At 69.0% G+C, this 25,473-nt stretch carries 25 protein-coding genes; 11 read left to right on the top strand and 14 right to left on the bottom strand.

Annotation, left to right across the window (positions count from 1 at the left end):
* Positions 1 to 74: 74 nt before the first annotated feature.
* Together tsf and rpsB are read right to left on the bottom strand one after the other, a co-directional pair.
* Positions 75 to 887: a translation elongation factor Ts gene (tsf, locus tag ACFO8M_RS21380; RefSeq protein ID WP_387979335.1), complete on the bottom strand. Its 813-nt coding sequence runs from the start codon at positions 885 to 887 to the stop codon at positions 75 to 77.
* 11 nt (positions 888 to 898) lie between these two features.
* Positions 899 to 1,747 carry a 30S ribosomal protein S2 gene (gene rpsB, locus ACFO8M_RS21375; RefSeq protein ID WP_387979333.1) on the bottom strand — a complete coding sequence of 283 codons (849 nt, stop codon included), beginning with the start codon at positions 1,745 to 1,747 and terminating at the stop codon, positions 899 to 901.
* A gap of 443 nt (positions 1,748 to 2,190) precedes the next feature.
* Between rpsB and ACFO8M_RS21370 the strand changes: the two genes are divergently transcribed.
* From ACFO8M_RS21370 to dprA, 4 genes are all read left to right on the top strand, one after another.
* Positions 2,191 to 2,766, top strand: coding sequence for a murein hydrolase activator EnvC family protein (locus ACFO8M_RS21370; RefSeq protein WP_387979331.1), 576 nt, complete (start codon positions 2,191 to 2,193; stop codon positions 2,764 to 2,766).
* A complete protein-coding gene (locus tag ACFO8M_RS21365; protein WP_387979329.1) occupies positions 2,763 to 3,311 on the top strand; it encodes a YraN family protein in 549 nt (182 codons plus the stop codon). The genes ACFO8M_RS21370 and ACFO8M_RS21365 overlap by 4 nt, the downstream gene beginning before the upstream one ends.
* The gene (locus tag ACFO8M_RS21360; RefSeq protein WP_387979327.1) at positions 3,211 to 4,752 is read left to right on the top strand and encodes a YifB family Mg chelatase-like AAA ATPase; all 1,542 of its coding nucleotides are present in this window, start codon (positions 3,211 to 3,213) and stop codon (positions 4,750 to 4,752) included. Before ACFO8M_RS21365 ends, ACFO8M_RS21360 begins: the two co-directional genes overlap by 101 nt.
* Positions 4,753 to 4,855: 103 nt before the next feature.
* Positions 4,856 to 6,019 (top strand): DNA-processing protein DprA, encoded by a 1,164-nt coding sequence (gene dprA / locus ACFO8M_RS21355; RefSeq protein ID WP_387979325.1) that lies wholly within the window; start codon positions 4,856 to 4,858, stop codon positions 6,017 to 6,019.
* A gap of 34 nt (positions 6,020 to 6,053) precedes the next feature.
* Here dprA and ACFO8M_RS21350 read toward each other — a convergent pair whose 3' ends face one another.
* Positions 6,054 to 7,283, bottom strand: a complete 1,230-nt coding sequence (locus ACFO8M_RS21350) for a hypothetical protein (protein ID WP_387979323.1) — start codon at positions 7,281 to 7,283, stop codon at positions 6,054 to 6,056.
* Between the two features lie 81 nt (positions 7,284 to 7,364).
* Positions 7,365 to 8,396, bottom strand: coding sequence for an SIS domain-containing protein (locus ACFO8M_RS21345; protein ID WP_387980772.1), 1,032 nt, complete (start codon positions 8,394 to 8,396; stop codon positions 7,365 to 7,367).
* Between the two features lie 303 nt (positions 8,397 to 8,699).
* Between ACFO8M_RS21345 and ACFO8M_RS21340 the strand changes: the two genes are divergently transcribed.
* Together ACFO8M_RS21340 and ACFO8M_RS21335 are read left to right on the top strand one after the other, a co-directional pair.
* Positions 8,700 to 8,774 (top strand): 50S ribosomal protein bL37, encoded by a 75-nt coding sequence (locus ACFO8M_RS21340; protein WP_373897052.1) that lies wholly within the window; start codon positions 8,700 to 8,702, stop codon positions 8,772 to 8,774.
* Positions 8,775 to 8,854: 80 nt separating this feature from the next.
* Positions 8,855 to 9,442 carry a TetR/AcrR family transcriptional regulator gene (locus ACFO8M_RS21335; protein ID WP_387979321.1) on the top strand — a complete coding sequence of 196 codons (588 nt, stop codon included), beginning with the start codon at positions 8,855 to 8,857 and terminating at the stop codon, positions 9,440 to 9,442.
* 33 nt (positions 9,443 to 9,475) lie between these two features.
* Here ACFO8M_RS21335 and rsrA read toward each other — a convergent pair whose 3' ends face one another.
* The 4 genes from rsrA to ACFO8M_RS21315 all read right to left on the bottom strand — a co-directional run bounded on the left by rsrA (position 9,476) and on the right by ACFO8M_RS21315 (position 12,241).
* Positions 9,476 to 9,772 carry a mycothiol system anti-sigma-R factor gene (gene rsrA, locus ACFO8M_RS21330; protein ID WP_387979319.1) on the bottom strand — a complete coding sequence of 99 codons (297 nt, stop codon included), beginning with the start codon at positions 9,770 to 9,772 and terminating at the stop codon, positions 9,476 to 9,478.
* Complete coding sequence (locus ACFO8M_RS21325) at positions 9,769 to 10,551, bottom strand: sigma-70 family RNA polymerase sigma factor (RefSeq protein WP_387979317.1); 783 nt, start codon at positions 10,549 to 10,551, stop codon at positions 9,769 to 9,771. The genes rsrA and ACFO8M_RS21325 overlap by 4 nt, the downstream gene beginning before the upstream one ends.
* A 482-nt stretch (positions 10,552 to 11,033) precedes the next feature.
* Positions 11,034 to 11,387 carry a WhiB family transcriptional regulator gene (locus tag ACFO8M_RS21320; RefSeq protein ID WP_387979315.1) on the bottom strand — a complete coding sequence of 118 codons (354 nt, stop codon included), beginning with the start codon at positions 11,385 to 11,387 and terminating at the stop codon, positions 11,034 to 11,036.
* Positions 11,388 to 11,533: 146 nt separating this feature from the next.
* Entirely contained in the window at positions 11,534 to 12,241 is a 708-nt protein-coding gene (locus ACFO8M_RS21315; protein ID WP_387979313.1) for an SOS response-associated peptidase, read from the bottom strand.
* 178 nt (positions 12,242 to 12,419) lie between these two features.
* Between ACFO8M_RS21315 and aroA the strand changes: the two genes are divergently transcribed.
* The 3 genes from aroA (at position 12,420) to hisN (ending at position 15,667) form a co-directional block, all read left to right on the top strand.
* Positions 12,420 to 13,739 (top strand): 3-phosphoshikimate 1-carboxyvinyltransferase, encoded by a 1,320-nt coding sequence (gene aroA, locus ACFO8M_RS21310; RefSeq protein WP_387979311.1) that lies wholly within the window; start codon positions 12,420 to 12,422, stop codon positions 13,737 to 13,739.
* Positions 13,739 to 14,764: a ribosome small subunit-dependent GTPase A gene (gene rsgA / locus ACFO8M_RS21305; RefSeq protein WP_387979309.1), complete on the top strand. Its 1,026-nt coding sequence runs from the start codon at positions 13,739 to 13,741 to the stop codon at positions 14,762 to 14,764. The genes aroA and rsgA overlap by 1 nt, the downstream gene beginning before the upstream one ends.
* A gap of 102 nt (positions 14,765 to 14,866) precedes the next feature.
* Positions 14,867 to 15,667: a histidinol-phosphatase gene (gene hisN / locus ACFO8M_RS21300; protein ID WP_387979307.1), complete on the top strand. Its 801-nt coding sequence runs from the start codon at positions 14,867 to 14,869 to the stop codon at positions 15,665 to 15,667.
* A gap of 53 nt (positions 15,668 to 15,720) precedes the next feature.
* Here the strand turns inward: hisN and ACFO8M_RS21295 are convergent, their stop codons facing one another.
* Positions 15,721 to 16,689 carry an acetylxylan esterase gene (locus tag ACFO8M_RS21295; RefSeq protein ID WP_387979305.1) on the bottom strand — a complete coding sequence of 323 codons (969 nt, stop codon included), beginning with the start codon at positions 16,687 to 16,689 and terminating at the stop codon, positions 15,721 to 15,723.
* A gap of 147 nt (positions 16,690 to 16,836) precedes the next feature.
* Between ACFO8M_RS21295 and ACFO8M_RS21290 the strand changes: the two genes are divergently transcribed.
* Together ACFO8M_RS21290 and ACFO8M_RS21285 are read left to right on the top strand one after the other, a co-directional pair.
* Positions 16,837 to 17,841 (top strand): pectate lyase family protein, encoded by a 1,005-nt coding sequence (locus ACFO8M_RS21290; protein WP_387979303.1) that lies wholly within the window; start codon positions 16,837 to 16,839, stop codon positions 17,839 to 17,841.
* A gap of 191 nt (positions 17,842 to 18,032) precedes the next feature.
* Entirely contained in the window at positions 18,033 to 18,983 is a 951-nt protein-coding gene (locus tag ACFO8M_RS21285) for a pectate lyase family protein (RefSeq protein WP_387979301.1), read from the top strand.
* A 72-nt stretch (positions 18,984 to 19,055) separates the two neighbouring features.
* Here ACFO8M_RS21285 and ACFO8M_RS21280 read toward each other — a convergent pair whose 3' ends face one another.
* The 5 genes from ACFO8M_RS21280 to uxaC all read right to left on the bottom strand — a co-directional run bounded on the left by ACFO8M_RS21280 (position 19,056) and on the right by uxaC (position 25,467).
* Entirely contained in the window at positions 19,056 to 20,147 is a 1,092-nt protein-coding gene (locus ACFO8M_RS21280; RefSeq protein ID WP_387979299.1) for a hypothetical protein, read from the bottom strand.
* A 117-nt stretch (positions 20,148 to 20,264) separates the two neighbouring features.
* Complete coding sequence (locus ACFO8M_RS21275; RefSeq protein ID WP_387979297.1) at positions 20,265 to 21,383, bottom strand: Gfo/Idh/MocA family protein; 1,119 nt, start codon at positions 21,381 to 21,383, stop codon at positions 20,265 to 20,267.
* Positions 21,380 to 22,753: a mannitol dehydrogenase family protein gene (locus ACFO8M_RS21270; RefSeq protein ID WP_387979295.1), complete on the bottom strand. Its 1,374-nt coding sequence runs from the start codon at positions 22,751 to 22,753 to the stop codon at positions 21,380 to 21,382. Before ACFO8M_RS21270 ends, ACFO8M_RS21275 begins: the two co-directional genes overlap by 4 nt.
* Complete coding sequence (locus tag ACFO8M_RS21265; protein WP_387979293.1) at positions 22,738 to 24,033, bottom strand: enolase C-terminal domain-like protein; 1,296 nt, start codon at positions 24,031 to 24,033, stop codon at positions 22,738 to 22,740. Before ACFO8M_RS21265 ends, ACFO8M_RS21270 begins: the two co-directional genes overlap by 16 nt.
* On the bottom strand, positions 24,034 to 25,467 hold the full coding sequence (gene uxaC / locus ACFO8M_RS21260) for a glucuronate isomerase (protein ID WP_387979291.1): 1,434 nt from the start codon (positions 25,465 to 25,467) through the stop codon (positions 24,034 to 24,036).
* Positions 25,468 to 25,473 lie beyond the last annotated feature (6 nt).

The following is a 25,473-nucleotide window of genomic DNA, read 5'->3' as shown; positions in this document are numbered from 1 at the left end:
AATTTACCGCTCGCAAGCTTCGCCGAGAAGGCTTACGGCTGGAGCAAGTGTAGTCCGCTTGCGCGGACCGCTCGCTACTCCTGGCCGACTTCGAAGCGGATGAAGCCGGTGACCTCGGTGCCCGCCTCGGCGAGCACCTGCTTCACGGACTTCTTGTTGTCGAGGACCGAGGTCTGCGACAGCAGCGCGAAGTCGCGGTAGTACGCGTTGACCTTGCCTTCGACGATCTTGTCCCAGGCGCGCTCGGGCTTGCCCTCTTCTTTGGCGGTCTCGAGAGCGACGCGCTTCTCGGCCTCGATGATGTCGGCCGGGACCTCGTCGCTGGTGAGGTACTTCGGTCGCATCGCGGCGGCCTGCATGCCGACCTGGCGGGCGGCTTCGGCGTCACCGGTGTACGAGACGATGATGCCGACGGCCGGCGGAAGGTCGGCGGCCTTGCGGTGCATGTAGACCGCGACATCGCCCTCGAGCGAGCCGACGCGGCCGAGAGCGAGCTTCTCGCCGAGTTTCACCGATTCCTCGGCGACGACCTCGGCGACGGCCTTGCCGTTCAGCTCGGCCTTGGCGAAGGCCTCGGCGTCCGCGGGGCGGACCTCGTCGGCCAGCTCGACCAGAGTCTGGGCGAGTTCGATGAACGCGCCGTTCTTGGCGACGAAGTCGGTCTCGCAGAGCAGCTCGAGCAGCGTGTTGCCGGACTGGGCGACCAGGCCCTGGGCGGTGGTGCGCTCGGCGCGCTTGCCGACGTCCTTGGCGCCCTTGATGCGCAGGGCCTCAAGCGCGGTGTCGTAGTCGCCGTCAGCCGCTTCGAGGGCCTTCTTGACGTCCATCATCCCGGAGCCGGTGGCTTCCCGGAGCTTCTTGACGTCAGCCATCGTGAAGTTGGCCATTGCTCCCCTTCTTACTTCTCGTCTTCGACGGTCTTCTCGCCGGACGGCTCGACGACCTTCACGGAGTCTTCGGTGGTCTCTGCAGCTTCGACGGCGGCTTCGACGCCGTCGGTGGTGAGGAGTTCCTTCTCCCAGTCGGCGAGGGGCTCGCCCTCGCCCTTCGCGACCTGGCCGCCGGAGCGGGCCATCAGGCCTTCGGCAGCGCCGTCGGCGATGATCTTGGTCAGGAGCGCGACGGAGCGGATCGCGTCGTCGTTCCCGGGGATCGGGAAGTCGACCTCGTCCGGGTCGCAGTTCGTGTCGAGGATCGCGACGACGGGGATGCCGAGCTTGCGGGCCTCGTCGACGGCGATGTGCTCTTTCTTGGTGTCCACGATCCAGATCGCGGCCGGGGTCTTCTCCATGTCGCGGAGGCCGCCGAGCGTGCGCTCGAGCTTGTCCTTCTCGCGCATGAGCTGGAGCATTTCCTTCTTGGTGCGGTTGGCCGCACCGTTGGCCTCGATGATCTCGAGTTCCTTGAGGCGCATGAGGCGCTTCTGGATGGTCTGGAAGTTGGTGAGCATGCCGCCGAGCCAGCGGTGGTTCACGAAGGGCATCCCGACGCGCTGGGCCTGCTCGGCCACGGCTTCCTGGGCCTGCTTCTTGGTGCCCACGAACAGGACCTCGCCGCCATCGGCGACGACGTTCTTGACGAAGTCGTGGGCCTTGACCGCGTAGTCGACGGTCTGGCGCAGGTCGATGACGTAGATGCCGTTGCGGTCGGTGAGGATGAACCGCTTCATCTTCGGGTTCCACCGACGGGTCTGGTGGCCGAAGTGCACGCCGCTCTCAAGCAGCTGCCTCATGGTGACAACCGACACGGTTGTATTCCTTTCGTTCCCTGGTTCATTCGCGGGAGGCGCCCGAAGTCCGGGCGTCCCGCGCCTGGCGCTCGCCTCCGGCGATCTGCAACCGGGAAGTCCCGGACCTGGGAGATCGCTAGGGCCGGACCGCATCCACCGCAGTGCGCCCTTGACGGGCGAGCGATGGAGGTCGGGCCGCGGCGAGCGCGCGAAGTCGGTTCGGCGCACAAAGGTGCCGTACCGCTCCGATCAGTGTACTCAGCCCCCCGTGCGCGCCACGAACGCGGTGGACTGCAGTGACAGACGCAATGGACTCCGCAGGCCGAACCCTGTCGCCGAAACACTCAGGGGGTTCGATATGACACCAACCATCGAGGCAGGCAGCAACCGGACGAACAAAGTTATCCACAGGCAGAAAACTTCTTCTTGCCGAAACCGGGCACCCGCGTCAGCATTGAGTCATGCGACAACTACACAACGCAATGGTCCTCGGTCTCATAGCCGCATCGCTACTTGCCGCAGCAGCCGTCCTCACACCCACACTCGCCAAGGCCGAACCGCCCTCCGCCGCCCCGACGAACGCTCCGCCCTCGCCCGCTTCCGGTCCCTGGCAATCCCCGGTCGGCGGCCTCGACCTCCTCACCCGCTTCGACCCGCCGCCCGAACCGTGGCTGGCGGGCCATCGCGGGGTCGACCTCGCCGCGGGAGACGACCTCCCCGTCACCGCCGCGGGTTCCGGCACGGTGGTGTTCGCAGACGACCTCGCCGGGCGAGGCGTGATCAGCATCGTCCACGCGAACGGCCTGCGCACCACGTACGAACCGGTCGAACCCCTGGTTGCCGCCGGCGATGCGGTCACCGCGGGCCAGACCATCGGGCACCTCCAACCGGGCCACGCGTCCTGCCCCGGCCAGGTCTGCCTCCACCTCGGCCTCAAACGCGGCCCGCTCTACCTGGACCCGATGCTGCTCTTCGGATCCGGCAAGGTCCGCCTGCTCCCCCGCCCCGGCAAGGACCACGCTGGAGCCCGGCCATGAACCGCCCCGCATCGACCGCCGTCGCACCGGCATCAGCGCAGCGCACCGATCCCCCACCGCCGCCGACCGAACCCACGGTGAACCTGCGACGTCTCAGCCCGCACCAACTCGGCCGGCTCGGCGAGCGGCTCGCCGCGGCGCATCTCCAGCGCGACCGGATGCAGATCCTCGCCCGCAACTGGCGGCACCGCCTCGGCGAGCTCGACCTCATCGCCCGATCGGCCGACACCGTGGTCTTCTGCGAGGTCAAGACCCGCCGCTCCGGGCGGTACGGCGGCCCACTCGGCGCGGTGGACGGCGAGAAGCTCCATCGGATCGAACGGCTCGCCCGGGCCTGGCTCAAGGAGCACTGCAGGACCGACCAGCCCTGGCGGGTCGACCGCCTCGCGCTCACGGTCACCGGCGTGCGCCGCCTCGCACTCGAACACCGTCAGGGGAACCGACATGGGTTACGCACGCACCAACACCGTCTGCATGATCGGCGCGACCGCCGTCGCGGTCACCGTCGAGGCCTCGGTGTTCAAATCCTCCGCGAAGGGCACTGACACGGTCCGCATGTCCGGCCTGCCCGACAGCGTCGTCAATCAAGCCCAGACCCGCGTCCGGTCCGCGATGGCGAACTCCGCGCTGCGATTCCCGGACAAGTCCGTCTCCGTGAACTTCGGCCCGGCCTCGATGCCGACCACCGGCTCGGCCGCCGACCTCGCACTCGCGCTCACCATCATGTGCGCCGACGACACCCTGCCGACCGAGAAGCTGCACGAAACGGTCCTGCTCTCGGAACTCGGTCTCGACGGCACCCTCCGGGCCGTGCCCGGCACGCTCCCCGCGCTCATGGAGGCCCGCAAGTCCGGGATGCGGACGGCGATCGTCTCCCCGGAGAACGCCGCCGAAGCGTCCCTCGTGGACGGCCTCGCCGTCTACGCCCCGCACGACCTCGCGACGCTCGTCGCCTGGCTGTTCGGGCAGACCACACTCGACCCGGTGATGCGGACGGCGCCCGACGCCGCCCCACCGCTACCGGACCTCGCCGATGTCCGCGGGCAACCGGCCGCTCGCCGGGCATTGGAGATCGCGGCTGCGGGAGGCCACCACATGCTGATGGTCGGACCTCCAGGAGCGGGCAAGACGATGCTGGCGGAACGACTGCCGTCGATCCTGCCGCCACTCACCGACGCGGAGGCGGTCGAGGTCACCTCGCTCCATTCACTGCGGGGCCGCTTCTCCGGCGGCGCGGCGACACTCATGCGCCACGCCCCGTTCGAAGCCCCGCACCACTCGATCACCATGCAGGCCTTGGTGGGCGGCGGCAGCGGACATGTGGGCCCGGGCTCGCTCGCCCTCGCGCACCGCGGGGTCCTGTTCGTGGACGAGGCCCCCGAGTGGAAGCGCTCGGTCCTCGACTCGCTGCGCCAGCCGCTGGAGAGCGGCGAAGTGCGCATCAGGCGGGCGAACACGTCGATCTCATACCCGGCCAAGGTCATCCTGGTCCTGGCGGCGAACCCGTGTCCCTGCGCGCCCAACAAGCCGTGCGACTGCACCTGCACACCGCAGATGAAACGGAGCTACCTGCCGCGGATCTCGCGGCCGCTGATGGACCGGATCGACCTCCGGGTGAACCTGCCCGCGGTGCCGCCCTCGGCGATCCTCTCCGAACTCTCGGAGGCCGAGCCGTCCGAACAGGTCGCGAAGCGAGTGGCCAAGGCCAGGGAGGCGGCGACCGCGCGATGGGCCGAGTCCGGAGCGGGGTGGCAGTGCAACAGCGAAGTCCCCGGGCCCGCATTGCGATCCGAGCGGTGGCGGCTCCCGCCGCCGGTCAGGAAGAGCGTGGACGACCTGCTGATGAAGGAGCGGATCACCGCGCGCGGCTACGACCGGATCTTGAAGCTCGCCTGGACGATCGCGGATCTACGGGAGCACGACGGCCCGACCGCCGACGACATCACCATCGCCAGCGAACTGCGCATCGGCTACACGCTCAGCTGAACCCACGACCACGACCACGACCACGACCACGACCACGACCACGAAGCACCGCACCAAGACTCCCCCGAACCACGTCGACACACCCACCGCACGAGGAGGAACCGTGACGAATCTGCCCGATGATCCCCGCCTCGCCCTCATGCTCCTGTCCTCGATGATCGAGCCCGGCGACGCCGAACTCGACGACCTCCTCGGCGACATCGGCCCGATCGAAGTCGTCAAGCGTCTCTGGGAAGGAGAGGTTCCCGAACGGCTGCGGCGCCTCACGAGCGCGATCGTCGCCTGCACCCACGACCCGGCCGACCGCGCCGCCCAGATCGACTCCGCCACGAAGGCCTGCGGCGCCCGCGTCCTGATCCCCGGCGATCCCGAATGGCCGGACCAGCTCCGCGACCTCATGCTCGTCTGCGACGCCGACGAACCGCACATCCGACCGCCGCGCTGCCTCTGGGTGCGGGGCGAGCAGGACCTGGCGCGCTTGTGCCGCCGCTCGGTGGCGATCGTCGGCGCAAGAGCCGCAAGCGAATACGGCCAGCACCTCGCTGACGACCTCGCGGCCGATCTGACGGAGGCGGGCTGGGTCATCGTGTCCGGCGGCGCGTTCGGGATCGACCGGGCCGCGCATCTGGGGGCGCTGGCTCGCGGCGGTTCGACGGTCTCGGTGCTGGCCTGCGGGGTGGAGTCGCCGTATCCGAAGGCGAACGCCTCGATGTTCAGCCTCATCGCCGAGCGGGGCCTCATCATCAGCGAGTGGCCGCCGGGCACGGGCGTCATGAAGCATCGCTTCCTGACGCGGAACCGAGTCATAGCGGCCCTGACCGCCGGCACGGTGGTCATCGAAGCCGCGCACCGCTCGGGCGCGCGCAACACGGCCCGGTACGCGGCGGAACTCGGCCGCGTCCTGATGTTCACGCCGGGCCCGGTGACCTCCTCGATGTCGGCCGGGGTTCACCAACTGGCAAGGGAGCCATGGGAAGCCCGGCTGGTAACGCGGGCGGAAGAGGTGATCGAAGACCTCACGGGCATCGGCGGTCCCCTGGCGACGCCACCACCGTCGGAGCGCCGCCCCTTCGACCGCTTGACGGAGATCGAAGCCCGCCTGGTCGAGTCCTTGCCGAGGGGCTACGTGGTCGAAACGGCCCGCCTCGCGGCCGCTGCCGGCGTCCCGACTGAGATCGCAGCCGAGACACTCGGTCACCTCCTCCGGACCGGCTGGGTGGACCGCATAGACAACCGCTGGCGACTCTCGAGAGGAGGCCACTCCTGACCACGAACCGAGCCCGGGCCCTCCCAGTCGCGGGTCAGCAGGAGGCGGGGTGGTTGCCGTTCGGGTAGTCGACCAGCACCACGTGGGGGTTCTCGAGTTCGGCGAGCGGGGCCCAGCATTCGTAGACGCCGCGCTCGACACAGGTCGCGTCGGTGGTCATGATCGCCTCGATGTCCGGCTGGCTCAGGCGCAGCCGCACCCAGTCCTCGTTGCGGCCCAACGCGAGCACCTCGATGTCGCGCCAGCGCGCCCGTGTGTAGAAGCGCTGCGGGCGGGTGACGGGGCTGCGGCTGGTGGCGCCGCGGGCGTAGACGCTGAACCCGTGGCCGGGGTCGGCCGTCACCGGGACCCGCGCGCCTTCGTGTTCGCCCATCAGTCCAGCGTGGACCGACGGGTTGGTCCGGAAGAGCGCGCGGCCGGTCTCGAGGCCGGGAATGCGGTTCACGAGGTCACGGTGCCGGGCGCCGGCCATGCGGTCCCATACGTTCGTCTGCGGCTGGTATTGGAACAGCGCGACCTCGTTGCCGTCGGCCGTGTACGCGAGGATCTCGGCGCGCGCGGTGAGCGGCAGGTCGGCGATGCCGGCCGTGACGAATTCGGGGATGAGGTGGGTGCCGCTCGGCAGGAACCCGGTGCCCAGGACCATCGATCCGCGCCGTTCCCGTCCGGGGACGCCGACCAGGCCGGGGAAGTGGGAGGCCTCGGTGCTCTGGTAGTCGCAGGCGCAGATCGCCTTCCAGCGCAAGGCGAACGAGGTGTCGCGGGCGTCGTCGGGGTCGGCGGCGAGCACCACTCGGTCTTCGGGGGTGCGCAGGTGGGCGACGTCGAATTCGCGGAAGCACACGCCGCTGACCACGGGTGCGGAGGTCAACTGCCGGGCGACCTGGTGGCGGCTGAGCGGCTTGACCATGCGGGTGCCGACTGTGATGAACGCGGTGGCGCGCACGGCTGAGACGAGCGCGCGTTCGGCGGGGCCGATGCGCGGGTTCTGGCTGTAGCGGTGGACGGTGGCAGGGTCGGCCCCGGGCATGACCGGGATCGACACCGGCGCGACGCCGGCAAGCAGCAGTTCACCTCCGGGGCTGGTCACCTCGGAGGCGTGAACGAATCGATGGAAGGAACTGCCGGTGGGGTGGAATCCGTCTTCGCGGCTGTCCGCGTAGAGCTCGAATGCGGCGCCGCCCGCGATCGCACGCGCCCGGTATCGCCGTTCGTGCCAGACGATTTCGGTGGTGCCGGTAGGCGCGGTTGGTGTTGCCTGCATGACGGAGAGTTTACGGAATCGGGTGAACATCTTGGTGAACCGAAGGTGAACACCCGTTTCCCTACGCCTGCCTAGCTGGGCTCACACCGTCTCCGTGACTTTCTTGAGACCGCGTGGGGCATCGGGGTTCTCGCCCCGTTCGATCGCCAAATGGAGCGCGAGTTGTTGCAGCGGAAGGATGTCGAGGAGTGCGGCGATCCTTTCGTCCACAGCGGGGGTGGCGAGTCGGGCGGTCTGGCCCGGGACGTCGGCGGCGCCGACGACGACCACGTCCGCGCGCTGCTTGCCCAGTTGTGTGAGGACGTTCCACATCGCATGGCCACCGGGGCCGGAGCCGACGACCGCGAGCACGGGCACGCCGGGGTCGGTCATGGCGAGGGGGCCGTGGAGGAGGTCGGCGCCGGAGAACGCGAGCGAAGGGAGGTACGAGGTCTCCATGAGCTTGAGCGCGGTCTCGCGGGCGGTCGGGTACGCGTAGCCGCGTCCGGTGGTCACGAAGCGGGAGGCGAAGCGGTAGCGGCCGGCGAGTTCGGCGGCGCCGGCGTTGGCGAGCACGCCGCGGGCCAGTTCGGGGAGCTTGCCGATGGCCGCGGCTTCGGCGGAGTCGAGGCGGCCGGTGCCGGTGCGGATGCCCTCGATGAGGAGCAGGAGCGTGAGCAGTTCGGCCGTGTAGGTCTTGGTGGCTGCAACGGCGCGTTCGTGTCCGGCGCGGATGTCGAGGTGGAGTTCGGCTTCACCGGCGAGGCGGGAGTCGGGGTTGTTGGTCACGGCGAGGGTGAGGGCGCCGGAGGCGCGGGCGGCGGCCAGGACCTGGGCGAGGTCGGGTGATCCGCCGGACTGGGAGACGGCGATGACGAGGGAGTCGGACCAGTCGGGCCGGGCGTCGTAGACGGTGACGACCGAGGGGCTGGCGAGGCCGGCCGGCAGGCCGAGGCGGATCTCGGTGAGGTAGGCCGCATACAGCGCGGCGTGGTCGGAGGTGCCCCGGGCGGTGAAGACCACCGAGCGCGGCCGCCGTTCGGCGATGATCGCGGCGATCCGGGCGATCTCGGCGGCGCCGTGGTCGAGCACGTCGGCGTACACATCGGGCTGCTCGGCGATGTCGGCGGCCATGCCGATACCGGGCTGCTCGTCGGCGCTGGGCTTGTCGGTGGCGCCGACCTGGGGCTGGTTCACTTGACGCTCCTTGTGAAACGGATACCGCTAAAATATTAAACAAACCTTTATAATGAAGCGTAGTCGACCGTCACCACGCCCGTCCACCGCCTTCGCACCTTTCCGAACGGCGGCTACCTCGCTTCCAACCCTGCTACGGGTTGACGCACTCGTCAATGAAGTGTGTCCACTGCCCTCCGTACACCCGCGCAGGTGCCGGTAAGGTTGACCCCTGAATTCCCGACCGACCTAGGAGTAGCCGTGGCGAAAGCAGCCCGCAAGCGCAAGTCGCGTAAGAAGAAGTCCGCGAACCACGGGAAGCGGCCGAACAGCTAGCGCGCGGCGGGGCAGGTGGCTCAGGCCGCAACTGCCCCGCAATCGCACTGGACACCCGGCGCAGAACGAGACTTGCCCACATGACCGAAGCGCCGCGCGAAGCGCGCGAGCAGCAACAGCCGAGCACCCGAGAGCGGATCCAGCAGACCGCGATCGCGCTCTTCAGCGAGCACGGCTACGAACACACCTCTCTACGGGAGATCGCCGAGCAACTCGGCGTCACCAAGGCCGCGCTCTACTACCACTTCAAGACGAAGGAAGACATCGCGGCGAGCTTCTTCGACTCCTACGCGGAGGACGTCGACCGCATCTGCGAGTGGGGCGACTCCCGACCCCGCGATCTTGAGACGCGCACCGAGCTGTTGCGCCGCTACGCGGAGGTCATCCGCGCGCACGTGCCGGTGCTCAAGTTCATGCAGAACAACCAGGCCGCACTCACGCGCCTGGACCGCATGTCGGTGTTCCGGATGCGCCAGCGCCGCCTGCACGCACTGCTGGCGGAGGCCGACTCGCCGCTGATCCATCGCTTGCGGGCGTGGGACGCGCTGACGACGCTCTACAGCAACTGGATCACCTATCCGCGCAGTGACGACTCCGAGCAGGAGATCCGTGACGCGTCGCTGCAGATCTCGATCGGCATGATCGAGGCGAACGCGGCGGGCGCGTAAGCAATTTGAGAAGTGGCGTCGGCGCGGTCGCGTTCAGCGGTCGCGCTCGGCGACTTCGCTGAAGATCTCGCTGACCTGCTCGATCGCACTGAGCTTCTGGCGCAGGCGGGCCTTGACCTCGTCGGGTGCCTTCTCCTTGCTGCAGCAGCGGTGCACGATGGTGCGCACCTCCTGCTCGATGCCGTATTCGGAGAGGCACGGCGAACATTCTTCGAGATGGTCGCGGATGACGCCGCGGCGGCGGTCGGAGCACTCGTCGTCGAGGTAGAGGTAGACCTCTTCGAGGACCTCTCGACAGTCGAGTTTGGGCTTCCCCGGTTCGGCGGTCACTGCTGTACCTCCCGTGCGGGCGACAGGCCGCGGTCGGCGGCGTACGAGCTCAACAGCTGGCGCAGTTGCCGCCGGCCCCGGTGCAGGCGGGACATGACGGTGCCGATGGGCGTACCCATGATGTCGGCGATCTCCTTGTAGGAGAATCCTTCGACGTCGGCGAGGTAGACCGTGAGGCGGAAGTCCTCGCCGAGCTGCTGGAGGGCGTCCTTGACGTCGGAGTCCGGCAGGTGGTCGAGCGCCTCGGTCTCGGCCGAGCGCAGTCCTGAAGCGGAGTGCGATTCGGCGTCCGCGAGCTGCCAGTCGGTGATCTCGTCTGTCGGCGAGGTCAGGGGCTGGCGCTTCTTCTTGCGGTACGAGTTGATGTAGGTGTTGGTGAGGATCCGGTACAGCCACGCCTTGAGGTTGGTGCCCTCGCGGAACTGGTGGAACTTCGAGTAGGCCTTGAGGAACGTCTCCTGGACCAGGTCCTCGGCGTCGGCGGGGTTGCGCGTCATGCGCAGCGCGGCACCGTAGAGCTGGTCGATGAGGGGCATCGCGTCGCGTTCGAACCGCGCGCGCCGCTCCTGGGTGTTCTCGTCGCCTGCCTCGGTCACCGTCTCCCTCTCGTAGCCGACCATTTCCGAGCCTACGGCAGCGGTGTCAGTGGGGGCGGAGGAAATACCGGCGGTCGTGACGCCGCTGACCGGGCGTTCGCCGTTCGGTGACGGGGACCATTCGGGGCCGCTCAGGAGCGCGGCGAGGCGCTGGTCTTCGCGTCCGCGGAGGGTGGTGGTCATGCGTTGGGCTCCTTGCTAGACAGACTTCGTGGCCCGCGAGTCCCTTCGCCGCAGGATGCGTGGCGGTTGGCCGGCACGCGGGGCGGGAGACTCGTCCCGAACAACAGCGTCCGGCACGGGTTCATTCCGCCCTCGGCGAAACCGCCCGAGTCGTATCCGCCACATCACAGTCGGAGGCCGAAGGCCGGACGGAATTTCGAATGAAGTGTGCGAAATTCGGGGAATCACCCGCAATTACTACTTACTGGATAGAAACGGTAACTTTCGGTGCGCGGGGTCGTTATCGTGTGTGGACCCGGAAGGGTCCTGATCGCGTCGGGTGACCGGCGCGTGAACTCCCAGTACCTGCCTCGGGCCGGCGGACAATGACACCGCCGCCGGTCCGGGGAGGTTCAACTCCCCGATGCACGACTCCTGAGACGACGAAAAGCCGCGACCTTCGCTGGAGCCAGCGGTCGCGGCTTTCGGTTCGGCGGGCTCGGCTAGGCGCCGATGGCCAAGGGGTTGATGTCCTTCCAGACTTCGATCATCGCGCGGCGCTCGCGGGGCGCGGTGGCCCCCCAGACGCCATGGCGGTCACGGGCCTCCAGTGCTCGGACCAGGCAGGGCGTGCGCACAGGGCAGGCGGCGCACATGGCGAGCGCCTGGTCGATGGGCTCGCGGGGTTCGGGGTACATGACGTCGGGCTCGGCGTCGGCGCAGTTGCCCTGGCGGAGCCAGGCGTCGCCGCTCATCCGGTAGGCGCCTCTGATGATCTCGTTGCGGTATTCGGCGGCATCGAGCAGCCGGGGGTCTCTCCGGGCTCGAGCTACCTCGTCGGGGCGGATTCGCCGCATTGCTGCCTCCCTCTTTCTTTCCGCCGCAGGCCCTTCCGGTGTCGATCACCTCGACGCGGGAAGCGGTTCCCTTCAGCCGACGGCGGCTTGTACACGAAAGACCGCTGACATGGGGTACAGATACGTTCGAACGATAGTGATTGACTTCACAATCCGGGGATGGTGGAGCTGTCCTCCTCGGTGTCGATGGGGCGGATGAGTTCGGGGCCTTCATTGTCGGCGCGGCCCACGGCCCGGCCGACCTTCCGGATCTCCAGATCCTTCGGCAGCGACGGGGCCGGGCCGGCGAGCAGCTCGCCCTCGTCGGCGTCCTCCTCCCCCAGCCAGGCCGCGTACCGCTCGGGCGGCAGCACGTACGGCATCCGGTCGTGGATGGTCTCGATCGCCTCGCTTGCGGCCGGGCAAGTGAGGATCGTGAAGCTGACCAGGGTGAGGTCGCTGTCCTTCCAGGTCTCCCAGAGACCCGCGAAGACCACGCCGCCGGGCTGGGTGAAGTAGTAGGGCTGCTTGCCGCCGCCGGGGAGCTTCCGCCACTCGTACCATCCGTCGGCGGGAATGAGGGCCCGCCGGGACGCGAACGGGCGCTTGAACGCCCGCGAGCTCGCCACGGACTCAATGCGCGCGTTGAACATGCGGGTGCCGATGCTCGGATCGGAGGCCCACCATGGGACCAAGCCGAAGCGGGCGAGCTCGACAACGCGCTCGTCGCGCGACTTCGAGCGGCGGACCACGGGGGCCTGGGTCGTGGGCGCGATGTTGTACTTCGGCTCCCAGGCCCCGGCGATGAGATCCTCGGCGTCGAAGAGCGCTGCCATATCCGGACTCGACTTGCTGTTGGCGTACCTTCCGCACATGCCCTCACGGTAACCCCCGCCACCGACACTCCGGCTCATCAATTCCGGACGCGACCGCCGTTGGCAACGGCAATCGAGGCCCACCCTGCCCGGTTTCGGACCCGATGCGGTGCCGCAGTGCGCCACCCCGGTGCGCCGACCTTCGAGTGCGCAGCTCGCGGGCCTCTAGAATGGCGGCGTGAACGCAACCGCCGCCCCCAAGAAGCGCCGCTGGCACGCCCCGTACGCGGAGGCCGAGCTCGACGCGCTCGTCCGCGTGCCCGGCTCGAAGTCGATGACCGCCCGCGCCCTCATCCTCGCCGCGCTCGCTTCCGGACCCTCCACGATCCGCCGTCCCCTCATCGCCCGCGACACGCTGCTCATGGTCGAAGGGCTGCGGTCCATCGGCGTCGCCGTGGACACGACCGATGACGAACGCTGGACCGTGACGCCGGGGTCGTTCAAGGGCGACACCGCGGTCGACTGCGGGCTCGCCGGGACCGTCATGCGGTTCCTGCCTCCCGTGGCGGCGCTCGCCGACGGCCCGGTCGCGTTCGACGGCGACCCGCACGCCCGCCAGCGCCCCAACGACGGCGTCATCAAAGCGCTCAGGGATCTCGGCGTCGCGATCGAGGACGGCGGCCGCCTCGCGTTGCCGTTCACCGTGAACGCCACCGGAAGCGTCAAGGGCGGTGTGCTCGAGGTCGACGCCTCGAAGACCTCGCAGCTCGTGAGCGCGCTCCTCATGGCCGCGCCCCGTTTCGAGCAGGGCCTGGACCTGCGCCACATCGGCGACAAGCCGGTCCCGAGCCGCCCCTACCTCGACATGGTCGTCCAGATGCTCCGCGAAGCGGGTGCCGAGGTCGACGACTCGGAGCCGAACCGCTGGCGCGTCGCGCCCGGCGAGCTCCAGGGCCGCGAGTGGGTCATCGAACCGGATCTGCAGAACGCCGCGCCGTTCCTCATCGCCGCCGTGGCCGTCGGCGGGCGCGTCACCGTCGAGGGCTGGCCGACCGAGACCACGCAGGCCGGGGACAAGATCCGCGACATCCTCACGCAGCTCGGCTCCCGGGTCGAGTGGAGCCGCGACGGGCTCACCGTCGTCGGTTCGCCCTCGGTGCTGCCGGTCGAACTCGACCTCGCCGACGCCTCCGAACTGACGCCCTCACTGGCGGCGCTCTTCGGTGTCAACAAGGGGCCCTTCACGATCCGCGGCGTCGCTCACATCCGCGGCCACGAGACCGACCGGATCTCTGCCCTGGTCACCGAACTGCGCAAGATCGGCGCCGACGTGGACGAGTTCGAGGACGGCTTCCGCGTCAACAAGGGCGGGCACCTCACGGGCACCTGGGCCACCTACGCCGACCACCGCATGGCCCACGCGGGCGCCGTCGCCGGCCTGGTGATCCCCCGCCTGGTGCTCGACGACGTCGCGTGCGTGTCCAAGACCTGGCCCGACTTCGCCGAAGTCTGGGAGCGGGCCGTCCGCGGCGAATCCAGCGAAGGAGCTGACGCCTAGTGCCGCAACCGGACTGGGACGTCGATATCGACGACGACGAGGACGACTGGGACGAGGACGACGTCCGGGTCCGGCCCAACCGCCGTTCCCGGCCGCGCACCAAGATCCGCCCCAAGCACGAGCACGCGCAGGAAGGCTTCGTCACCGCCGTCGACCGCGGCCGCTACACCTGCATCGTCGACGGCGTCACCGTCACGGCGATGAAGGCCCGCGAGCTCGGCAAGCAGTCCATCGTGGTCGGCGACCGCGCCGCCCTCGTCGGCGACCGCTCCGGCAACCCCGGCACGCTCGCCAGGATCGTCAGGATCGAGGAGCGGCACGGCGAACTGCGCCGCTCGGCCGACGACGAGAACGCCACCGAGCGCGTCGTCGTCGCCAATGTGGACCAGCTCGTGGTCGTCGCCAGCCTCATCGACCCGCCGCTGCGCTACGGCTTCGTCGACCGGTGCCTCGTCGCCGCCTACGACTCCGGCGTCGCCCCGGTGCTGTGCCTGACCAAGCACGACCTCGCGCCCGAGCTGGTCGAGGAGGTCCGCTCCTACTACTCCCAACTCGACCTGACGATCGTGACCACCGAACCGGACGCGCCGCTGGAGGAACTCACGGCGCTCCTGCGCGACAAGGAGAACGTCTTCTTCGGCCACTCCGGGGTCGGCAAGTCAACGCTCGTCAACCGCCTCGTTCCCGGGGCCGGACGCGTCGTCGCCGAGGTCCGCTCGATCGGCAAGGGCTCCCACACCTCCACCAGCACCGTCTCCTTCCCGCTGCCCGAGGGCGGCTGGGTCATCGACACGCCCGGCGTCCGCTCGTTCGGGCTCGCACACGTCACCGCCGACTCGATCCTCAAGGCCTTCCCCGAGCTCCTGGAGGTCGCCGAGGACTGCCCGAGGGGCTGCACGCACACGCCCGAGATCGGCGACTGCGCCCTCGACGCCGCCATCGGCCCCGACGACCCGCGGGCCGGGCGCCTCGCCTCGTTCCGGCGGGTGCTCGCGTCCCTCCACGAGGCCGACACCAAGAACTAGCCATGCAAATTGACGGCTCGCAAGCTTCGCCGAGGCCGCTCGTTCACCTGTTCGTCGCCTCGCTGGTCGTGGGCCCCTTCGCGGGCTCAGTAGGATGAGCCCATGCCCACCTCCAGCTACAACGACGATCTCGGCCTCGCGCACCTGCTCGCGGACAGCGCCGCCCAGATCGGCAACAGCCGGTTCCGCTCCTCCGACCTGCGGGTCTCCTCGAAGCCGGACATGACCGAGGTCACCGACGCGGACACCACCATCGAGGAGGTGCTGCGCTCGACGCTCGGGCGCGCCAGGCCCCGCGACGGGATCTTCGGCGAGGAGTTCGGCGACAACCCCGGGGCCTCAGGCCGCAAATGGGTCATCGACCCGATCGACGCCACCCGCAACTACGTTCGCGGCGTGCCGATCTGGGCCACGCTCATCGCCCTGTTCGACCGGGGCGAGCCCGTCGTCGGCGTCGTCAGCGCCCCCGCGCTGGGACGGCGCTGGTGGGCCATGAAGGGCGCGGGCGCGTTCGCCGGCCGCGACCAGCGCGCGGGCAAGCGGATCCACGTCTCGAAGGTCGGCAAGCTCTCCGACGCCTCGGTGAGCATCTCCTCGATCACCGGCTGGGCCAAGCTCGACCGCCAGGGTGCGATGCTCGGGCTGCTCCACGAGGCCTGGCGCGAACGGGGCTTCGGCGACTTCTACTCGTACTGCCTGCTCGCCGAGGGGGCCGTGGACATCGCGGCCGAACCCGAAGTGGCCCTGTGGGACCTGGCGCCGCTCGCACTGATCGTCGAAGAGGCGGGCGGGACCTTCACTGACTTGCGCGGGCGCGCGGGCCCCGACGGCGGCTCGGCTCTCGCCACGAATGGGCTCCTGCACGAGCAGGCCTTGGAGCGCTTGAAGATCCGGGAGCTCTAGAGCATCGAGAAGGGGGCGCGACCGGACCGGTCGCGCCCCCTCTCGCTTGCTCTCTAGCGGTGTTCGGCGAGGAATTTGAGGTGCTCGCCGCGCTGGAGGATGCCGCCGCCTTCGTGGCCGTTCCACGGCCACACGGTGATCCGCTTCTCGCCCTGCCAGCGGTTGTACGCCGCGAACACGGTCGAGGGCGGGCAGATGTCGTCCATGAGGGCGACCGAGTAGAGCGCGGGGGCGGTGCCGCGGGCGGCGAAGTTGACGCCGTCGAAGTAGTCGAGGGTCGCGAACGCCCGCTCCTCGCTCAGGCGCTGGCCGGCGAGGAACTCGCCGATCTCCTTGTAGGGGAAGGAGTCGGTGATGGTGGTCGCGCGGCGGAAGTAGGTCAGGAAGGGCACGTCGATCATCGCGCCCGCGAGGTCGTCGCGCAGGCCGCCGACGGCCTGGGCGATCCCGCCGCCCTGGCTGCCGCCGGCGACGACGATCCGGTCGGGGTCGATCCCGTCGAGGCCTTTCGCGACGTCGACCGCGCGGACGGCGTCGGTGAAGACGCGCCGGTAGTAGTAGTGCTCGGGGTCTTCGAGGCCCTGGGTCATCCAGCCCTTGTTGGTGGGACCAGTGGTGCCGTAGGGGTCGCCGGTGTCACCCGGCTGCCAGTGGCCGAAGCCCTGCCCGCGGGTGTCCATGACGAAGTGGGCCCAGCCCGCGGCGGGGTACGTGGTGTGCGACTCCGGCAGCGAGCGGCCGCCGGAGTAGCCGATGAACTCGACGACGCAGGGCAGCGGGCCTTCGACGCCCTTGGGCTTGACGAGCCAGGCCTTGATGGGGTGGCCGCCGAACCCGGCGAAGGTCACGTCGATCACTTCCAACATGACCATGTTGGTCGCGAACGGTTCGAGCCGGACGTCGAGGTCGTGGGCGGCCGCGTCAGTGAGCGTGGACTTCCAGAACTCGTCGAAGTCGGCCGGTTCGGGCACCTCGGGACGGTATTCGCGGAGTTGTTCAAGGGGAAGGTCGAAAAGAGCCATGGAGAGTTTGTAGCACGACCAAACGAACTATTGCAATCGCAACCGCTTGCCTTGCCATCCTTGCCGGGTTAGCATATCGATTCATTTCCATGCATTCTCGGCAAATGCCGAGAATGTGACGATCCGACAACCGAGAGGAACAACAGAGTGAGCACCAACCCGGCAGTTCCGCGAATCAAGCGGCGCGTGCTCCTGGCCTCCAGTGCGGGGGCAGCGGCGGCCGCGAGCGGCCTAGGCGTCTGGGCGACCCAGTACGCCGGAGCCGAAGAGGCCCCCGCAGACCAGGCCGCAGGCAACGCCCCCGGCGCGCAGCAGGACGGCCCCGTGGGCTGGGCCGGCCAGAACGGCGGCGTCACCGGCGGCTCCGAGGAGGTCAGCGTCTCCAGCGCCGACGAGTTCCTGGCCGCGATCGGCGAAGGCGGGCTCATCGTCCGCGTCGCCGGCGAGATCGCCATCTCAGGCATGAACGACGTCGCGTCCGACACGACGATCGTGGGCGACTCCGGTGCCCGGATCACCGGAGGCGGCCTCGACGTCTCGGAGCAGTCCAACGTCATCATCACCAACCTCCAGTTCGACGACTGGGACGATGACGCGATCAACGTCCAGGAGGGATCCACGAACATCTGGGTCCACCACAACACCTTCGGGGTGGGCTACGACGGCTGCCTCGACATCAAGCGCGGCTCGGACTTCGTCACCGTGGGGTGGAACGTCTTCAACGGGCACGACAAGAACATGCTCCTCGGCCACTCCGACGACAACGGGAGCCAGGACACCGGCCACCTGCGGGTGACCTACCACCACAACCTGTTCAACGGCACCAACCAGCGCAACCCGCGGGTGCGCTTCGGCGAGCAGGTGCACGTGTTCAACAACCACTACAAGGACGTCGGCTCCTACGGCATCGCGACCACGATGGACGCGGGCGTGATCGTCGAGGCGAACTACTTCGAGAACGTCGCCGAGCCGACCCACATCGGCGAGGGCGACTCGGAACCGGGCCGACTCGTCGAGATGGACAACGTCCTGGACGGATCCGGCGAGATCCTCACGGCGGGTTCGGTGGACACCTCCCTGCCGTACAGCTACACGGCCGACCCGGCCGACCAGATTCCGGGCATCGTGGGCGAGGGCGCGGGGGCGAGTTAGCTCCCGTCGGTACCACCGATTGCCAAACGCCCGACGGGGCCGACGAATCATCGTCGGCCCCGTTGGTGTCTATTTCGCCCCCAACCCTTGCAAACGCTGTCCGAAGGGGTTTACCGTCTTATATTGAGACACATCGATGTCTTTGGCCATCGGTTCCGGCGTGTCTCCCCTCCTAAGAAAGGACATCGTCAATGTCGACGATCACCCTCCACGCGCGACGGACCCTCGGGCTCCTCGTGGCAGTGGTCCTGACGACCCTGTCGCTCAGCGTCTACCACCCGGCACCGGCGCTGGCCCAGACCGGCGTCACCGGCTACGCCGCCATGAACGGCGGCACCACCGGCGGCTCCGGCGGCTCCACCACTACGGTCTCCTCGGCCTCCGCGTTCACCGCGGCGGTCTCGGGCGACTCACGCAAGATCGTCCGCGTCAGCGGCACGATCGCCCTCTCCGGCATGGTCAACGTCGGATCCAACACCAGCATCATCGGCAACTCTGGCGCCCAGTTCACCGGGGGCGGGCTCAACTTCGACTCCGACCGCAACGTCATCGTCCAGAACATGCGCTTCAACAACTGGTCCGACGACGCGATCAACGTCCAGGACGCCTCCACGAACCTGTGGTTCGACAACAACACCTTCGGCACCGGATACGACGGCGCGCTCGACATCAAGCGCGGCTCGGACTACATCACGGTGTCCTGGAACCGTTTCGACGGCACCGACAAGACGATGCTCCTGGGCCACTCCGACTCCAACGGCAGCCAGGACATCGGCCACCTGCGGGTCAGCTACCACCACAACTGGTTCAACGGCACCAACCAGCGCACCCCCCGGGTCCGCTTCGGCTCCACCGTCCACGTCTACAGCAACTACTACGTCAACATCGGCGCGTACTGCGTGGCCACCACGATGAACGCGGGCGTCCTCTTCGAAGGGAACTACCTGGAGAACGCGAACGACGCCGTCCACATCGGCGAGGGCGACTCCGACCCCGGCCGGATCCTCTCCCGGAACAACCACCTGGTGAACACCAGCACGCCCGCCTCGAGCGGGTCGGTCTCCGGTGTCCCCTACGGCTACTCGCTCGACACCCCGTCGCAGGTCAAATCCATCGTGACCGCCAGCGCGGGCGCGAGCTAGCCGCTCTCCCTCCCCGATGAAGCGTTCGGGCCCTCGGCGTCGCTGCCGGGGGCCCGGACTCCGTGCACGCGGCTAGCGCTGTCGGCGCACCGAGTCGCGGCGGTACCAGCCGTACTCCTGGACCGCATTCGGGTAGTACGACCACGGGAGCGTGAGAATGTAGCCATCGACCGCCCGGAACTGCTCGGCAGCCTCACCGTGTCGGCCAAGCCGATTCAGGAAGTACGCCAGCACATGCCTGACCTGGCGGACGATGTGCGAGTCGACTTCCCCGAAAGACGACAACTCCTCCAGGCAGGAATCGACCGCCGACGTCACCTGGGGCGTCCGGTATTGCCTGTGCGCCGTCAGCCCATGCTCCTCGAACGCTGCGATCAGGGGGAGCACACTGAGGAAAGTGCCCTGTGGGGCGTTCTCGGCCGCCTCAGCGGCGAAGGAACGCGCCTTGTCGTTCGAACCTCGCCACTTCGCGCACCAGTATTGGAGTGCTGACAGGTGGCCGTCGAATCCGTGGGGGTGCCTGCTGGTGAACTCCCCCCAGAGCTTTTCCATGGCCTCGTGGGGCCAACCTCTGCCCCTCGCGATACGAATCATGTACCGGTACGGGGTCGGATCCTCAGGGGCGGCGGCGATCGCCTTCTCCATGAATCCCTCGGCAAGCTCGATGTAGTGCCGAAAGCCGTGAACCTGCTTGCCGGTGAGGTGTCCGGCGGGCAATGCCCCGCGGACGTCCCAGGCGTACCGGACCGTTCTGTTCGCACGGACCAGCAGCGCTCCCGGATCATCCGGTTCGGACGCCTCCCACTCCGTGAGCCAGGAATCGTTCTTCGCCGCGGCCCTGGAAAGGAGGTAGGTGACGTGTGATCGCTCGTCCCATCGCCGCCAGGTCTGGTCGAGCAGCGAAGCCGCCGTGCGCCAGTCTCCGGCATTCGCGGCCTTGTCGATTTCGAGCTCGGTTTCGGAGGGCGGCGCGTACCGCTCGGTGTCGAGGTCGCGGAGGGCCTTGAATCCGGCGAGGGGCTCGGGTTCGTAGTCCGGTGTGAGTCCGGCGGGGTACAGGCCGGTGATCTTGCGGGTCGCGGCGGCTCCGGCGTCGGGGCCCTTGGTGATCGCGAGATAGGCGAGGTAGCGCACTTGCAGGTATTGGGGCAGGTGTCGGATCATGTCGTTCCTCTTATATGGGGGGAGGAGGAACGCTATCAACTTCGGCGGCGAGGTTTCCGGCGCTCTCACGCGGGCGCCCGCGGCCCCGTCCAGACGGGGCCGCGGGCGTCGGTGGTCTCAGGCCCAGGGGAGGCCGAGTTCGCTGAAGAGCTTCCCTTGGCGGGCGGCGTCCTCCACGGCCTGGTCGGCTCCCTTGAGGATGGTGACGGGGTCGTCGCCGACGCGTTCGAGGTGCTTCGCGTCCACCAGGCGCGGGATCGGGTCGTTGAGGACCGTTTCCAGGACACCGGTGAAGGTCTTCGCGCGGCGCAGGCCCGAGATGAGGCCGACGCCCTTGTTGCGGTGCGCGAGCAGGTTGTCGAGGAGGTCGGTGCGGCCGTACTGCTTCGGTTCGGACTCGCCGGGGAGGATGAGCCGGTCGGTCGGGTACTCGAACCAGGCCTCGCCCTTCGTGCCGCGCACGTAGACGTCGCCTTCGAGTTTGCGCTCGCCGCAGAGGGTCACCGCGACGGTGATCTGGACGCCGTTCTTGTTGGTGGCGCGCCAGACCGCGGTGTCGTCCACTTCGATGTTCTCGCGGCAGCGCAGGCGCTCGAGCTCGATCGCGCCGTCGAGCGGCCAGTCCCCCGCGAGGGCGATGGCCTCCTGGGAGGCGTGCGCGAACGGGTTGGCGAGGGCGCCGTCGGCGATCAGGGTGCCGTTCGCCTCCCGCTTTCCGGCCCAAGGGGACCGGCGGTAGTAGGAGTCGGGGCGGCGCCAGGAGCCGGCGACCGAGACGGCCTCGACCTCGCCCAGCCGCCCGGCTTCGACGGCGTCGCGGAGGGCGTTGAACGCGTGCGAGCCGAGGGCCTGGAAGCCGACCTGGACGTTGCGCCCGGTCTCGGTCATGACCGCGTAGAGGGCCGCGTACTCCTCGAGGTTCGCCACGGGGGGCTTCTCGAGGTAGACGTCCGCGCCGTGGCGCATCGCGGCGGTCGCGATCGGCAGGTGGGTGGGCGGCGGGGTCGCGATGATGACGACGTCGGGGTCGGTGGCGTCGAGCATCGCCCGGTAGTCGTCGAAGACCGGAATGTCGCCCACGGGGATGTCGGCGTCTTCGTAGATCTCGGCGGTGTCGCACAGCGCCACGAAGTCGAGCTCGCCGCTGCGGCGGCGCGGCTCGAGGTTGTGGCGGTGGTGCAGGCCGTATCCGTTGGCGCCCACGAGGGCGATGCGCGGCTTGCGGGTTTCGGTCACAGGTGCTCCAGGGTGGTGGCGACGCCGTGCCGGTCGAGTTCGCGCAGCCACTTCGTGGCGGCCCGGCGCAGCCGGTGGTCGTCGGCGACGGATACGGGGACGATCTGGTGGAGGCCGAGGATAGCGTCGATGCGCGCGGCCGGATTGGTCCCGGCCGCCGCAAGGCTCTGGCGGATGACGTCCTTCAGCGGATCGTCGAGGGGCAGTTCGGCGCCGCCGTCGCTGCGGCCGGCGCAGAAACGGGTCCAGGCGGCCAGCGGCAGCGCGATCAGATCGGGGTCGACGCCGGCTTCGGCCAGGTCGGCGATGGTGGCGAACAGGCGCTGCGGGAGCTTCTGCGAACCGTCCATGGCGATCTGGAGGCACCGGTGGCGGATGCCGGGATTGGCGAACCGCTCGAGGACGCCTTCGCCGTAGGCAACGGTGTCCTGCCCGTCGGGCGGGGTGAGGCTCGGCGCGATCTGCTCGCCGATGAGCCAGCGCGCGAAGCTCTCCGCGCCCGGGAGGGCGAGGGTCTCGCTGATGGTCTCGACGTCGGCGAGGGCGCCGAGGTAGGCGAGCGTGGAGTGGACGCCGTTGAGGGTGCGCAGTTTCAAACGCTCCCAGCCGGCGACGTCATGCGTGTAGGTCGCATCCCAGTCGGGGCGGGGCCCGGCGAAGTCGTCTTCGATGACCCACTGGGAGAACGGTTCGGCTTCGACGGCGGCGAGGTCGGTGACCCCGAGTTCGCCGAGGGCGCGTTCGTAGGTGGCCTGCGTGGAGGCCGGGACGATCCGGTCGACCATGCTGGAGGGGAAGGTCACGTGCTCGTCGGCCCAGGCGCGGGTCGCCGGATCCAGGAGGGGTTCGACGGCGGCGCGGGTGGTCTTGCCGTTGTCGGGCAGGTTGTCGCAGCACAGGATCGTGAGCGGCGGACCGTCTTGGGCGGCGCGTTTGGCGAGCCCGGCGGCGAGGAGCCCGGGGACGCCTTCGGGGTCCCGGTAGGCCTTCTCGGTGACGGTGAGGGTGACGACGTGGGTGGTCTCGGCGGCGACGAGGTCCACGGCGCGTTCGCGTTCGGAGGCGATGTGGACGGTGTCCACGATCGAGCCGATCACGCGCATCGAAGCGCCTTCGGGACCGAGGGTCGCGACGGAGAACAGGCCGTCCTGGCCCGCGAGCGCGTCGATGACGTCGCGCGAGCGGGGCGCGGCGACGGTGATGCCCCAGTCGGTGTCGTCGGTGTAGACGGCCTGGTGAGCGCGATGGAACGCTCCCGCACCGAGGTGCAGGATGCCGGAGGTCTGGGGGCGGTCCCCGGGGACTTGCACGTCCCCGGGGAGCCGCTTCAAGACCGAGTTGGTCAGGTGGTCGTTCAAGAGCGCAGCCATGCCGGCCCGTTCGGGAACGAGAACTCGGCGATCGACTCGTCCTTCAACGTGACCGAGTAGCCGGGCTGCGTGGGCAGCTGGTAGCGGCCGTCGATGACGCGGACGGGGTCGGTGTAGTGCTCGTGCAGGTGGTCGACGTACTCGATCATGCGGCCCTCCAAGGTCTTCCCCACTCGAAGGTATTCGAACATGCCGAGGTGCTGCACGTATTCGCAGAGGCCCACCCCGCCGGAGTGCGGGCAGACCTCGACGCCGCGCTTGGCGGCCATGAGGAGGGTGGCGAGGACCTCGGGGATGCCGCCGACGCGGCAGGCGTCGATCTGGCAGACCCGGATGGCCTCGGCCTGGAGGAGCTGCTTGAAGATGACGCGGTTGGCGGCGACCTCGCCGGTGGCGACGCGGATCGGGGCGACGGCCTTGGCGATCCTGGCGTGGCCGAGGATGTCGTCGGGGTGGGTGGGTTCTTCGATCCAGTACGGGTCGAAGGCCGCGAGCTGCTTCATGTTCTCGATGGCCTCGGGGACGGACCAGATCTGGTTGGCGTCCATCATGAGCAGGCGGTCGGGGCCGAGCACGTCGCGGATGATGCCGGCGCGGCGCACGTCGTCGGCGACGTCGGGCGAGCCGACCTTCATCTTGGCGGCGGTCCAGCCTTCGGCGACGGCCTGCTCGGTGAGGGCGCGGACCTTGTCGTCGGAGTAGCCGAGCCAGCCCACGGAGGTGGTGTACGCGGGGAAGCCGTCGGTCTGGAGGACCTTGAGGCGGTCCTCGTAGCCGATGCGGCCTTCTTCGAGGATCGCTTCGGCTTCGGCCGGGGTGAGCTCGTCCTCGATGTGCCGGTAGTCGATCTGCGCGGCGAGTTCGGCGGAGTCCATCTCGGCGAGGAGCTGCCACATGGGCTTGCCTTCGAGCTTGGCGCGCAGGTCCCACACGGCGTTGACGATGGCGCCGACGGCCATGTGGGTGGCGCCCTTCTCGGGGCCGAGCCAGCGGATCTGCGGTTCCTGGACGATCGAGCGGGAGAACTCGACGGGGTTCGCGAAGATCTCCTCGATGGTCTTGCCCACCACCAGGTGCGCGAAGGCCTTCACCGCTTGGGCGACGATCTCGGTGCCGCGCCCGCCGGTGAAGGTGAAGCCGGTACCCGTGGGGCCGCCGTCGGTGAACAGCTCGACGTAGCAGGCCGAGTAGTCGGCGCGGTTGATCGAGTCCGAGCCGTCGCCGGCGGTCGCGGTCGGGAACCGCACGTCGTGGACTTCGAGGCGTTCGATCTGCGTCACTTAGCTGTCCAATCCATAGATCTTGCGGGGCTGGTTGTAGGCGAGGTCGATCGCGACCTCGGCGGCTTCCTGCTCGGTCATCCGGTGCTCGGCGACGAGGCGGGCCAGGTAGGCGGCGTCGATGCGGCGGGCCACGTCGTGCCTGGCCGGGATGGAGCAGAACGCGCGCGTGTCGTCCACGAATCCGGCGGTGTTGTAGAACCCGGCGGTCTCGTGCACGGCTTCCCTGAAGCGGCGCATGCCTTCGGGCGAGTCGAGGAACCACCAGGGCGCGCCGATGAACACCGAGGCGTAGCCCCCGGCGAGCGGGGCGAGCTCGCGGCTGAACACGGTCTCGTCCAGGGTGTACAGGACGATCCGGAACCGCGGGTGGTTGCCGAAGGCGTCGAGCAGCGGCTTGAGCGCCTTCGTGTACTCGGTCGAGTTCGGGATGTCGCCGCCGACGTCGCGGCCCCAGCCGCCGTAGAGCCACTGGTTGTGGTTCCGGTTCGAGCCCGGGTGGAGCTGCATGACCAGGCCGTCATCGACGCTCATGCGCGCGAACTCGGTGAGCATGAGCGCCGGGAAGCGCAGGATCTCGGCCTCGTCGGCCTCGCCCTTGAGCGCCTTGGCGTAGATCTCGGCGGCGGCCTTCGGGTCGTCCTCGGTCGCCGCGGTGAGGTTGCCGTGGTCGGTGCAGGTGGCCCCGGCGGCGATGAAGTCCTGGCGGCGCTGGCGCAGCGCCCCGAGGAAGCCGTCGAACGTGGACGTGTCGAGGCCGGTGATCTCCGCCAGACGCTCGATGCGCTCGTGCCAACCGGGCCAGCCGGGTTCGACCATGTTGTCCGGCCGGAACGTGGTGACGACCTTGCCGCCCTTGCCGCCCCACTTGCGGCCGCCGGAGGCGGGCATCCCGGCCAGCGCGGCGTGCGGCGCGAGCGAGTCCACCGGGGACTCGGTGGTGGCGAGGACCTCGATGTTGAAGCGTTCGAACAGCGCCCGGGGCCGGTAGGCCGGTTCGGTGAGCCGCGCCGAGAGGTGGTCGTAGAACTCGTCGGCGGTGTCGGAGCCGAGCTCCTTGTAGATTCCGAAGACCTCCGCGAACGTGTGGTCGAGCCACAGTTTCGAAGGGGTGCCGCGGAACAGGCGGTAGTGCTCGGCGAAGCGGCGCCAGATCGTGCGGCCGTCGACTTCGGAGGGCGTGCCGTCGATCGAGGGGACGCCGAGATCGGCGGGGGTGACGCCCTGGCTGTAGAGCATCCGGGTCAGGTAGTGGTCGGGGACGACGAAGAGGCGGGCCGGGTCGGGGAACGGCCGGTTCTCCGAGATCAGGCGCGGGTCGACGTGCCCGTGGGGGCTGACCAGCGGCAGGTCGGTGGTGCGCTGGTGGAGTTCCCTGGCGATGGCGCGCGTGCGCTCGTCGACCGGGAACAACCGGTCGGGGTGCAGACTCATGGTGTC

Source organism: Glycomyces rhizosphaerae (assembly GCF_042647865.1).
Lineage (GTDB): Bacteria > Actinomycetota > Actinomycetes > Mycobacteriales > Micromonosporaceae > Glycomyces > Glycomyces rhizosphaerae.
This window is presented reverse-complemented; position numbering and strand designations above follow the sequence as displayed.